Origin of the sequence: Enterovirga sp. (assembly GCF_028290205.1) — a bacterium.
In the GTDB taxonomy this organism is placed as follows: Bacteria; Pseudomonadota; Alphaproteobacteria; order Rhizobiales; family Beijerinckiaceae; genus Enterovirga.
Window position 1 is genome coordinate 1 of the sequence record NZ_JAQGKF010000109.1, and the last position, 10,285, is coordinate 10,285.

At 70.7% G+C, this 10,285-nt stretch carries 12 protein-coding genes and 1 pseudogene; 6 read left to right on the plus strand and 7 right to left on the minus strand.

The annotated features are described in order from the left end of the window. The 6 genes from JWR86_RS07640 to rpsF form a co-directional block, all read right to left on the minus strand. A partial coding sequence (locus tag JWR86_RS07640) for an alanine racemase (protein WP_299563112.1) occupies positions 1 to 939 on the minus strand: 939 nt, incomplete at its 3' end. Positions 940 to 1,023: 84 nt separating this feature from the next. Next, positions 1,024 to 2,511, minus strand: a complete 1,488-nt coding sequence (locus tag JWR86_RS07645; RefSeq protein WP_299563115.1) for a replicative DNA helicase — start codon at positions 2,509 to 2,511, stop codon at positions 1,024 to 1,026. A gap of 320 nt (positions 2,512 to 2,831) precedes the next feature. Further along, entirely contained in the window at positions 2,832 to 3,398 is a 567-nt protein-coding gene (gene rplI, locus JWR86_RS07650) for a 50S ribosomal protein L9 (RefSeq protein WP_299563118.1), read from the minus strand. 22 nt (positions 3,399 to 3,420) lie between these two features. Continuing rightward, positions 3,421 to 4,410 carry a DUF2232 domain-containing protein gene (locus tag JWR86_RS07655; RefSeq protein ID WP_299563122.1) on the minus strand — a complete coding sequence of 330 codons (990 nt, stop codon included), beginning with the start codon at positions 4,408 to 4,410 and terminating at the stop codon, positions 3,421 to 3,423. 123 nt (positions 4,411 to 4,533) lie between these two features. Continuing rightward, a complete protein-coding gene (gene rpsR, locus JWR86_RS07660) occupies positions 4,534 to 4,821 on the minus strand; it encodes a 30S ribosomal protein S18 (RefSeq protein WP_299563147.1) in 288 nt (95 codons plus the stop codon). A 12-nt stretch (positions 4,822 to 4,833) separates the two neighbouring features. After that, positions 4,834 to 5,265 carry a 30S ribosomal protein S6 gene (gene rpsF / locus JWR86_RS07665; protein ID WP_299563125.1) on the minus strand — a complete coding sequence of 144 codons (432 nt, stop codon included), beginning with the start codon at positions 5,263 to 5,265 and terminating at the stop codon, positions 4,834 to 4,836. A 286-nt stretch (positions 5,266 to 5,551) separates the two neighbouring features. Between rpsF and JWR86_RS07670 the strand changes: the two genes are divergently transcribed. From JWR86_RS07670 to era, 6 genes are all read left to right on the plus strand, one after another. Beyond that, positions 5,552 to 5,758, plus strand: a complete 207-nt coding sequence (locus tag JWR86_RS07670) for a hypothetical protein (RefSeq protein ID WP_299563128.1) — start codon at positions 5,552 to 5,554, stop codon at positions 5,756 to 5,758. A gap of 62 nt (positions 5,759 to 5,820) precedes the next feature. Then, positions 5,821 to 6,582, plus strand: coding sequence for a pyridoxine 5'-phosphate synthase (locus JWR86_RS07675; protein ID WP_299563132.1), 762 nt, complete (start codon positions 5,821 to 5,823; stop codon positions 6,580 to 6,582). Next, positions 6,579 to 6,989 (plus strand): holo-ACP synthase, encoded by a 411-nt coding sequence (gene acpS / locus JWR86_RS07680; RefSeq protein ID WP_299563135.1) that lies wholly within the window; start codon positions 6,579 to 6,581, stop codon positions 6,987 to 6,989. The genes JWR86_RS07675 and acpS overlap by 4 nt, the downstream gene beginning before the upstream one ends. 99 nt (positions 6,990 to 7,088) lie before the next feature. Continuing rightward, positions 7,089 to 7,859 (plus strand): signal peptidase I, encoded by a 771-nt coding sequence (gene lepB / locus JWR86_RS07685; protein ID WP_299563138.1) that lies wholly within the window; start codon positions 7,089 to 7,091, stop codon positions 7,857 to 7,859. Positions 7,860 to 7,863: 4 nt separating this feature from the next. Continuing rightward, on the plus strand, positions 7,864 to 8,586 hold the full coding sequence (gene rnc / locus JWR86_RS07690) for a ribonuclease III (protein WP_299563141.1): 723 nt from the start codon (positions 7,864 to 7,866) through the stop codon (positions 8,584 to 8,586). Next, positions 8,579 to 9,505 (plus strand): GTPase Era, encoded by a 927-nt coding sequence (gene era / locus JWR86_RS07695; protein ID WP_299563144.1) that lies wholly within the window; start codon positions 8,579 to 8,581, stop codon positions 9,503 to 9,505. Before rnc ends, era begins: the two co-directional genes overlap by 8 nt. A gap of 36 nt (positions 9,506 to 9,541) precedes the next feature. Here era and JWR86_RS07700 read toward each other — a convergent pair. Further along, a pseudogene (locus JWR86_RS07700) lies at positions 9,542 to 10,285 on the minus strand (hypothetical protein); the annotation flags it as partial.

Genomic DNA, 10,285 nt, shown 5'->3' on the forward strand with positions numbered 1-10,285 from the left:
GCGGCCGATCACGGGGCAGAGCCGCCCGGCCGCGAGCACGGCCCCGGCCGAGCCCGCGGCTGCCCCATCGCTGCCGCCGCTGGCGCGCGGAAACCCGTCAGCATAGCCGCAGGAGAGAGTGGCGAGCCGACGTCGGCCGGGTGCCGTCCAGCGGCCGTTATAGCCGACGCGCTCGCCCGCCTCCACGGTCCGGAGCTGCAACACCTCCGCCTCCAGCCGGATCACCGGCTGCATCGGGTTCGGCGAGCCGGGGGTCGGGTTGCCGCCGTAGAGCGCGTAGCCCGGCCGGACCAGATCGAGGCCCGGCACGTCCGGATGGAAGATGCCGGAGGAGTTGCTGAGCGAGGCCGGGATGTCGGGCCAGAGCGAGCGGATCTCCGCGAAGCGCGCCGCCTGCCGGCGGGTGAGCACGTCGTCCTGACGATCCTCGGCCGCGGCGAGGTGGCTCATGAGGAGCGCGAAGGGGCCGGCTGTCACGAGGCCGCATTGTGCCAACTCGCGCACGCCCGCCGGGTCGAAGCCGAGTCGGTTCATGCCGGTGTCGACATGCAGGGCGGCGGGAGGAGGGTGGCCCGCATCCGGGCCGCCGCCGGTCCACTCGGCCACCTCCTCGAGGGAGCCCAGGACGGGGCGGGCCCCGATCTCCCGGTACAGGGCGGCGGAGCCCGCCGGAAGCCCGTTCAGGACATAGATCACGGCCTCGGCCAGAACCGCCCGGAGCCGCGCGGCCTCGTCGATATGCGCCACGAAGAAGGTGCGGCAGCCGGCCCGGGCCAAGGCGCGGCCGACCGGCTCGATGCCCAGGCCGTAGCCATCCGCCTTGACCACGGCGGCGCATTCCGCCGGCGCGGCACGGTCGCGCAGCCGGCGCCAATTCGCCGCCAGGGCGCCGAGATCGACGGTCAGGACCGCCCCGTGCGGGTTCACTCCGCTGACCATGCCGGGCCGCGGCCGGGGATCGGGGCCGGACGGTTCGTCCGGGCAGGCGCCAGCACGGCCCGCAAACGCCTCTCCTGCTTCAGATCAGTACTGCGCCGGCAGCCTATCGCCCTCGGCCAGATTGGTGAACCGCGTCACGTCGGCCTGGAAGGCGAGCGCGACGGAGCCGGTGGGTCCGTGGCGCTGCTTGCCGATGATCACCTCGGCCTTGCCGTGCACCAGATCCATCTCGGTCTGCCACTTGATGTGCTCCTCGGTGCCCATCCGCGGTTCCTTGTTCTTGATGTAATATTCCTCGCGGAACACGAACATGACCACGTCGGCGTCCTGCTCGATCGAACCCGATTCGCGCAGGTCCGAGAGCTGCGGCCGCTTGTCGTCCCGGTTTTCCACCTGCCGCGAGAGCTGGGACAGGGCGACGATCGGCACGTTCAGGTCCTTGCACAGCGCCTTCAGGCCGGTGGTGATCTCGGTCACCTCCTGAACGCGGCTTTCGCCCTTCTTGGCCGAGCCCGAAAGAAGCTGGATGTAGTCGACGACGAGCAGGTCGAGGCCGCGCTGGCGCTTCAGCCGCCGCGCCCGCGCGGCGAGCTGCGCGATCGAGATGCCGCCGGTCTGATCGATGTAGAAGGGCAGCGTCTGCATCTCGCGGGCCGCTTCCGTGATCTTGTAAAAATCGTCCTCGCGCATGTCGCCGCGGCGGATCTTGTAGGACGGCACGCCTGATTGCTCGGCGATGATACGGGTCGCGAGCTGCTCGGCCGACATTTCGAGTGAGAAGAAGCCGACGATGCCGCCGTTCACGGTCTTGGTGGCGCCGTCCGGCAGCTTCTCGCCCCGGTAGGCCTTGGCGATGTTGAAGGCGATGTTGGTGGCGAGCGCGGTTTTGCCCATGCCGGGGCGGCCGGCCAGGATGATGAGGTCCGACGGCTGCAGGCCGCCCATCATCCGGTCGAGATCGGACAGGCCGGTGGCGATGCCGGACAGCTTGCCGTCCCGCTCATAGGCGGCCGCCGCCATGTCGATGGCGGTCGTGAGGGCGTTCGAGAAGCTCTGGAAGCCGCCGTCGTAGCGGCCCGTCTCGGCCAGTTCGTAGAGCCGCCGCTCCGCCGTCTCGATCTGGTCACGGGGCGAGGTGTCCACCGGCGCGTCGTAGGCGACGTTGACCACCTCCTCGCCGATGCCAATCAGGCTGCGCCGGATGGCGAGGTCGTAGATTGTGCGCCCGTAATCCTCCGCGTTGATCACGGTGGTCGCCTCGGCGGCGAGGCGGGCCAGATATTGCGGCAGGGTCATGCCGCCCAGATCGACATCACCCAGGAAGGTCTTGAGCGTGATCGGGTTGGCGATCTTGCCGGCCTTGATCAGGCTGGACGCGACCTCGAACACGCGCCGGTGCACCTCCTCGAAGAAGTGGATGGGCAGCAGGAAGTCCGAGACGCGATAGAAGGCGTCGTTGTTGACCAGGATGGCCCCGAGCAGCGCCTGCTCGGCCTCGAGATTGTTGGGCTGCGTGCGGTATTCGCGCGGCGCAGTGTCGAGGCGGGTGACGAGGGCGGTCGCAGCGGCCATGGGCTCGGGGCTCGGGTCCGGAATGAACCGTTAACGGTGTCCGCCATGCCGCGATTCCCGGCGGAGCACGCGCGTCCCCGGCGCATTCTCCCCGTTGCACACAGGCCGCGGGCGAAAAAAGAACACCCGGGCGGAACGGGCTTTACATTAGAACATAGCGTGAACTCAGGAAAGAGCCCCGCGCCGCTGCCCCTGGGGCCGGCTCCTTGCCCGAGATCCTGACCAGGGCGCGGCCCGAATCACCTGGCCCCGCCGGAGCCTCGCGAGACGGAGGCCGAGGAACGGGCGGGCCGCCCTGAGGCGACCCGCCGAGCGCGTAGTTAGCGGTCGTCGCCGCCGCCGGCTTCCGCCAAGGCGGCACCGACTTCCAGGCCGAGTTCGTCCAGATCGAATTCGTCGCGCTCGAGAACGCTTTCGCCGCGGGCCTGACGCTCGGCCTCTTCCGCCGAGCGGGCTACGTTGATCGTGACCTTCACCTCGACCTCCGGATGGAGCTGGACCGGCACGGTGTGCAGGCCCAGGGACTTCACGGGCGTGCTGAGGACGAACTGCTCACGGCCGACCTTGAACCCGGCCGCCGTCACGGCCTCGGCGAGGTCGCGTGTGGACACGGAGCCGTACAGCATGCCGGTGTCGCCGGCCTGCCGGATCACCGTGAAGCTCTTGCCGTCGAGCCGCTCGCCGACGCGCTCGGCGTCCTGACGACGGGTCAGGTTGTGGGCTTCGAGCTCCGCCTTCTGGTTCTGGAAGCGGTCCATGTTGGCGGAGCTGGCCCGCAGGGCCTTGCCGCGCGGCAGCAGGAAGTTGCGGGCATAGCCGTCCTTGACGCGGACGGTGTCGCCCATGTGGCCGAGCTTGGCCACGCGTTCGAGCAGGATCACGTTCATCGAGTCACTCCTTGAGCTTCGTTCAGATTCGACGGGAGGGTGGGGGAGGGGGCGGCGGAGGCCGGAGCGCGCGCCGGATCGGCAAGGCCGTGTCCAGCATGCCGACAAGCGCGAAGGCGGGCAGGAACAGGTAACCGAGCACGAGCGTCAGCATGTAGGTGAGGGACAGGACGAGGCCGCGCGCCGGCCTGCCCCGGGTCGCGTCGTGCACCAGGGCGAGGCCCTGCAGCGCGAAGGCCATGAGCAGGCCGCCTGCGACCGCGGTTCCGACCAGCCCGGGAAAGCCCTGGAACTGGCTGAACACCAGGCCAGCCACCACGGCGCCGAGGGCGCCCAGCGGCATCCGGATGCTGGGCACGTCCGGCCACGGCCGCAGCAGGCGGCCGGAAATCAGCACGACCTTCGCGGCGAGCCAGAGATTCAGGGCCAGGATCAGCGTCAGCATGCTGGCCAAGAGCGCCGGTGCGAGCGCAACCAGCACCTGCACGAATTCCGCGCCGGCGACGCCAAAGGTCTCCGGCAGGGGCGCAGAGCGATCGCCCCGCATCTCGCGGCGCAGCAGGGCTCCGGCGGTTTGTTCGAGGGCGTCGCGGTAGCGCTCGTAATCCCAGCCCGTGGCGGCCGCGAGCGAGCCGAGCCCAATCAGGGCCCCGCCGATGCCGACCCAGAACAGGAGATGGCCGGCCGGCAGCCAGCCCTCTGACGCCACGGGTGCCACGGGGCCGGGGCGCTGCCGCAGCAGGGCGAGCCAGGCGAGCGCCCAGCCGGCCAGGGCAGGCCCGAGCGCGAAGGCGAGCCCGGCCGAGGGTCGCATCATGACGGAAATGGCGATCGCCCCGACCGACAGGGCCAACAGGCCGACCAGATGGTGCCAGCCGAGCGCCACAATCAGGATGGGCAGGGGCGCCAGGTACATGAGCAGGACGGCCGGAACCGAGCCGGCGCCGGCGACTGCGAACAGCAAGGCCGACGCGATGCCCGCGCCGAGGCCCAAGGCGATGTGGACTGGCATGTCTCGCTGTCCCGCCGTGCACCGCACGGGGTTAGGGACGGGTGCTCCGCCCCAGCGCCCGGCCGGGCGGAGGATCCGTCCGGCCGTCTTGGCAGGACCGGGCTGGGCCCGGTCCGCTTGCGATTATTGAATCACGTAGGGGAGAAGGCCGAGGAAGCGCGAGCGCTTGATCGCCTGGGCCAGCTCGCGCTGCTTCTTGGCCGAAACCGCGGTGATCCGCGACGGCACGATCTTGCCGCGCTCGGACACGTAGCGCGACAGAAGCTTCACGTCCTTGTAGTCGATCTTGGGCGCGTTCGGGCCCGAGAAGGGGCAGGTCTTGCGACGCCGGAAGAAGGGCCGGCGTCCACCGCCGCCACCACCGCCGCCGCCAGCACCAGCACCACCGCCGCTAGCTGCACCACCACCCATCGCCGCCATGGCTCAGACTCCCTCGTTGGCGTCGGCCGGCGCACCGGCCGGAGCCCCGCCGTAGCCGCCGTACCCGTCTTCGTCGCGGCGCCGGCGCTCGCGATCCTTGCGCTCGTCGCGGTCACGCTTCTGCATCATCATGGACGGGCCTTCCTCGAAGGCCTCCACCTTGATGGTCATGAAGCGCAGCACGTCCTCGCTGATGCGCATCTGCCGTTCCATCTCGGCCACCGCCGCGGGCGGGGCGTTGATGCCGAGCATCGTGAAATGCGCCTTGCGATTCTTCTTGATCCGGTAGGCCAGGGACTTGATGCCCCAGAGCTCGGTCTTCTCAACGATGCCGCCGCCGGCCTCGATGACGCCCCGATACTGCTCCACCATGGTCTCGACCTGCTGAGAGGTCACGTCCTGGCGGGCCATGAATACGTGTTCGTAGAGTGGCATGCGAGCCCTCGTTCAACCATCGACGGAAGCTCGGAATCCGCCTGAGGCGGGTGGAGCCGGTTCGCGCGTCCGTGTCGGCGCCAAGCCCTTCGAGCCGGAGGGCTCGAGCGGTTGTTCGAAGGCGGAGACACCGGACGCCGGGCCCGAGAGCCCTGCCAGACCACGACGATTCGGGGAGAGGCCGCCCGTTCAGCCCCCAGCCGAGGCGAACGCGAGCCGGGTCCATAGCGGCGCGGGGCGGTTCGCGCAAGGCTCGCCTCGCCCGGCCCGCATGTTAAGAGGACGAATGGCCACCACCCAGCACACCCTCGACCAGCTCGCAACCCTGATCGGTGCCGCCAAGCGGGAGGCCGACCGCCTCGGTCCCGCCGCATCCGAGGCGGCCCGGCACCTGGACGCGGCGGCCCGCGCCGTGCGGACCGCTTCGGCCGCGGCCGGTCCGGCCCAGGAGGGGCTGCGGCCGGAGGAGCTCAACACCACCAACGACAAGTGACCGCGGGCCGGCCCGGGCAACTGGGCCGGACGCGGCCGGACACCAGCTTTCGCGAGTTTCCCATGAGTGCCCGTCCTCTTCGCCTCGGCGTCAATATCGATCACGTCGCCACCGTCCGGAACGCCAGGGGCGGGTTCTATCCGGATCCGTGCCGGGCGGCGCACGAGGCGATCATGGCCGGGGCCGACGGCATCACGGCGCATCTGCGCGAGGATCGCCGCCACATCCGGGACGAGGATGTGGAGCGGCTGAAGCGGCAGATCCTGACCCCGCTGAATTTCGAGATCGCGGCCACCGACGAGATGGTCCAGATCGCCCGCCGCATCCGCCCGCACGCGGCCTGTCTGGTGCCGGAGAAGCGCGAGGAGCGCACCACCGAAGGCGGCCTCGACCTGGTCGGCGGGCGCGAGCGGCTAGCCGCGGTGATTCCCCACCTCGCCGAGGCCGGGATCCGCATCTCCCTGTTCGTGGAACCGGAGGCGGCCGCCATGGAGGCGGCTGCCGGCCTCGGCGCCGACATCGTCGAGCTGCATACCGGCGCGTATGCCGAGGCGGCCCTGGCGGACGATCGCGAGCGGGTGGCGCGCGAACTGGCCCGCCTATACCGGGCGGCGAGCCACGGCGCCTCGCTCGGCCTGGAGATCCACGCCGGCCACGGCCTCACCGAGGAGAATGTCGGCGACGTCGCGGCCATTCCGGAGGTGGTGGAGCTGAACATCGGCCACGCCCTGATCGGGGCCGCGATCTTTGTCGGCCTGCCGGACGCGGTGCGGGCCATGCGGGCCGCGATGGACCGGGGCCGAGCCCGGATCGGGGCGGCATGATCCTCGGCATCGGCTCGGACCTCTGCGACATCCGCCGGATTGCCCGCTCGATCGAGCGGTTCGGCGACCGGTTCACCGGGCGCATCTTCACGCCCGGGGAGCGCGCCCGCAGCGATGGCCGGGCGAGCCGGGCGGAATCCTATGCGCGCCGATTCGCCGCCAAGGAGGCCTGTTCCAAGGCGCTCGGGACGGGGCTCCGGTCCGGCGTGTTCTGGCGCGACATGGAGGTCGTGAACCTGCCAACCGGCCGGCCGACGCTCCGGCTCACCGGCGGGGCGCTCGAACGGCTGCGGCTGATGACGCCGGAAGGCTGCGAGGCCGTGGTGCACGTGTCCCTCACGGACGATCCGCCCCTGGCGCAGGCCTTTGTTGTCATCGAGGCGCGGCCCCTGACGCGGACAGGCTGAGGGCAGCCGCCGCCGCGAAGCCGCGCCGCATTGCGGCACGGGGGGCGATGCTCTAGAGCGCGGCAAAGGTGCGGCGAGGTCCGGCCGAAGGGATCCAGCATGGCGCGGTCGGATACCGGCTCGGACGTGAAAGGCCGGGACGAAGGCGGACTCGGCGAGACCGTCAAGGTCGTCGTCCAGGCGCTCCTGATCGCCCTCGTGGTCCGGACGCTGCTGTTCCAGCCGTTCAACATCCCGTCCGGCTCGCTCGTTCCGACGCTGCTCGTTGGCGATTACCTGTTCACCTCCAAATACAGCTACGGCTATTCGAAACACTCGATCCCGTTCAGCCCGCCGCTGTTCAACGGCCGGATCTGGTCGGCCGAGCCGAAGCGCGGCGACATCGCCGTGTTCAAGCTGCCCAAGGACAACTCCACCGACTACATCAAGCGGGTGATCGGGCTGCCAGGCGACCGCATCCAGATGATCGAGGGCGTGCTGCACATCAACGGCAAGGCCGTCGAGCGCCGCCGCGTCGAGGATTACGTCACCACCGATCCCTACGGGCGCCGGGCCAGCGTGCCGCAATACCTCGAGACCCTGCCGGGCGGCGTCAGCCACCGGGTGATCGAGCGCGACGGCGACACCGGCTACTGGGACAACACCAACGTCTACACGGTCGCGCCCGGCACCTTCTTCATGATGGGCGACAACCGGGACAACTCGACCGATTCCCGCGACGAGCAGAGCGTCGGTGCCGTGCCGTTCGAGAATTTCGTCGGCCGCGCCGAGATCATCTTCTTCTCGATCGACGAAAACGCCTCCGCGTGGAAGGTCTGGGAATGGCCCTGGACGGTGCGCTGGAGCCGCCTCCTCAACGTCATCCGCTGAACACATGGCGCGCCGAAACGCGGAGCTGGTCGCTCTCGAGGTCAGGATCGGCTACACGTTCCGGGACCGGACGCTGCCGGACGAGGCGCTGACCCACGCCAGCAGCCCGACGGGCGGACCGACCTACCAGCGCCTGGAATTCCTGGGCGACCGCGTGCTCGGCCTCGCGGCTGCCGATCTTCTGATGGGGCGCTATCCGGGGGCCAGCGAGGGCGACCTGTCGCGGCGCCTCGCCGACCTCGTCCGCCGCGAGACCTGCGCGCTGGTGGCGACGGCCTGGGACCTCGGCCCCCATCTGAAGCTGGGCGGCGGCGCGAGCGGGGCCATGCGGCGCAACCCTTCCATCCTGGCCGACGCCTGCGAGGCCGTGATCGGGGCGGTGTTCCTGGACGGCGGCTGGGAGGCGGCGCGCGATGTCGTGCTGCGCGGATTCGGGCCGCGGCTCGCCGACCAGTCGGAATTGCCGTCCAATCCGAAGACGCAGCTCCAGGAATGGGCTGCGAGCCTCGGCCTGCCGCCGCCCACCTACAGCATCGTTCACCGGACCGGCCCCGACCACGCCCCGAATTTCGAGGTCGCGGCCCGGGTCGAGGGGCTTCCGGACGCGACCGGGCAGGGCAGTTCACGCCGCGCCGCCGAACAGGCGGCCGCCGCGGCCGTGCTGCGGCGGGAAGGACTTCACGTCGCATCGGTCCAGGACCTTGCGGGAGCACAATCACATGTCTGAGGATTCCGCATCCGACGCCCGGGAGGGGACGCGCTGCGGCTTCGTGGCCCTGATCGGCGCCCCCAATGCCGGCAAGTCGACCCTGCTGAACGCCCTGGTCGGCTCCAAGGTGTCCATCGTGTCCCGCAAGGTCCAGACGACCCGGGCCCTGATCCGCGGCATCGCCATCCAGCGCCAGGCCCAGATCGTGTTCGTGGACACGCCCGGCATCTTCCAGCCCAAGCGCCGTCTCGACCGGGCCATGGTAACCTCCGCCTGGGGCGGGGCTGGCGATGCCGACGTGGTCGCGCTGCTGATCGACGTGCGGCGCGGGCTCGACGACGAGGCCGAGGCGATCATCGCCAAGCTCGCGGCCGTGCGGCGGCCCCGCATGCTGGTGCTGAACAAGATCGACCTGGTGCTTCGCGAAAAGCTGCTGGCGCTGACCGCGGCCCTGAACGAGAGGCTCGCCTTTGAGCGCACCTTCATGGTCTCGGCCCTGACCGGGGACGGGGTGGACGACCTCCGGAGCGAGTTCGCGGCCCGCATGCCGGCCGGTCCGTGGCTCTATCCCGAGGACCAGATCTCGGACGCGCCCCTGCGCATGCTGGCGGCCGAGATCACGCGCGAAAAGATCTACGAGCGGCTGCACGAAGAGCTGCCGTATCAGTCCACCGTCGAAACGGACCAGTGGCAGGAGCGGCCGGACGGCTCCGTCCGGATCGAGCAGACGATCTTTGTGGAGCGCGACAGCCAGCGCAAGATCGTGCTGGGCAAGGGCGGCCAGACCATCAGGTCCATCGGCCAGGCGGCCCGCCGCGACATCGCCGAAGTGGCGGAAACGCCGGTGCATCTGTTTCTGTTCGTGAAGGTGCGCGAGAACTGGGGTGACGATCCCGCCCGCTACCGCGAGATGGGATTGGAATTCCCGCGCGGGTGAGATCTGCCGCGCCGGCGACAGCCGCCGGCGGCCCGGTCAGCGGACCACGATGATCCGCGCCCCCGATGGGTCGGGGCGCCCGGCGTCGGGTCGCACCTGAAAGGCCCGCACGCCCGCGGCTGAGCCGGCCGGGGGCAGCACCTCCGTAAACGCGCCCTCGAGGCCAGCCGTGTCCCGCCGTTCCGCTCGGCGCGGGGTCGCGTCCCCCCGGGACGGCACCTGGCCAGGTCGCACGTGGGCGAAACCCTGGGCGCGAGGCGCAGCGCGGCCGGTTGCGGCCGGAACCCTGGCCTTCTCCTTCGCCGGCACCGCGACCGCCCCTGTCCGCAGCGTCGGGTCCGCAGCGCCCGGCAAGCTGCGGCCGATGTCCCCGCCTCCGCCGCACGGGCAGGAACTCGGATGCCCGGCTCTGACCAGCGAGGCGGTCGCGAGCCCGGCATCGGATGCGCCGTTTCGCGCCGACACGGTTCGGCCGGGGGCGGCACGTCCACCCTGGCCCGGCGAGCCGGCCGGACTAGCCGTGGCCGCGCAGGTTTGCTGGCAGGCGCGGAGCCGGGCCTGCACGCGGGCATTGGCGGCGGCAAAACCCGTTCGGGCCTGGCGGGGCACGTCCGGGCGGGGTGGCGCGAGGTCCTGCTTGCCGGCCGGGAGGACGGGTTCGGCCGAGCGCTGCACGGTCCCGGGCGCGCTGCGGACGGGTTCCGCCACGGACGGAAGACGGCTGCCGCGCAGAGCGTCGAGGAGCCCGAGGGATTCGGCGGCCCGGATCAGGGTAAGGCC

Bases quoted from the DNA above. Each gene is read 5' to 3' on its own strand.
- JWR86_RS07645 (WP_299563115.1), bottom strand. From the start codon at position 2,511: ATGGCCGCTGCGACCGCCCTCGTCACCCGCCTCGACACTGCGCCGCGC.
- rplI (WP_299563118.1), bottom strand. From the start codon at position 3,398: ATGAACGTGATCCTGCTCGAACGCGTGGCCAAGCTCGGCCACATGGGC.
- JWR86_RS07655 (WP_299563122.1), bottom strand. From the start codon at position 4,410: ATGCCAGTCCACATCGCCTTGGGCCTCGGCGCGGGCATCGCGTCGGCC.
- rpsR (WP_299563147.1), bottom strand. From the start codon at position 4,821: ATGGGTGGTGGTGCAGCTAGCGGCGGTGGTGCTGGTGCTGGCGGCGGC.
- rpsF (WP_299563125.1), bottom strand. From the start codon at position 5,265: ATGCCACTCTACGAACACGTATTCATGGCCCGCCAGGACGTGACCTCT.
- JWR86_RS07670 (WP_299563128.1), top strand. From the start codon at position 5,552: ATGGCCACCACCCAGCACACCCTCGACCAGCTCGCAACCCTGATCGGT.
- JWR86_RS07675 (WP_299563132.1), top strand. From the start codon at position 5,821: ATGAGTGCCCGTCCTCTTCGCCTCGGCGTCAATATCGATCACGTCGCC.
- acpS (WP_299563135.1), top strand. From the start codon at position 6,579: ATGATCCTCGGCATCGGCTCGGACCTCTGCGACATCCGCCGGATTGCC.
- lepB (WP_299563138.1), top strand. From the start codon at position 7,089: ATGGCGCGGTCGGATACCGGCTCGGACGTGAAAGGCCGGGACGAAGGC.
- rnc (WP_299563141.1), top strand. From the start codon at position 7,864: ATGGCGCGCCGAAACGCGGAGCTGGTCGCTCTCGAGGTCAGGATCGGC.
- era (WP_299563144.1), top strand. From the start codon at position 8,579: ATGTCTGAGGATTCCGCATCCGACGCCCGGGAGGGGACGCGCTGCGGC.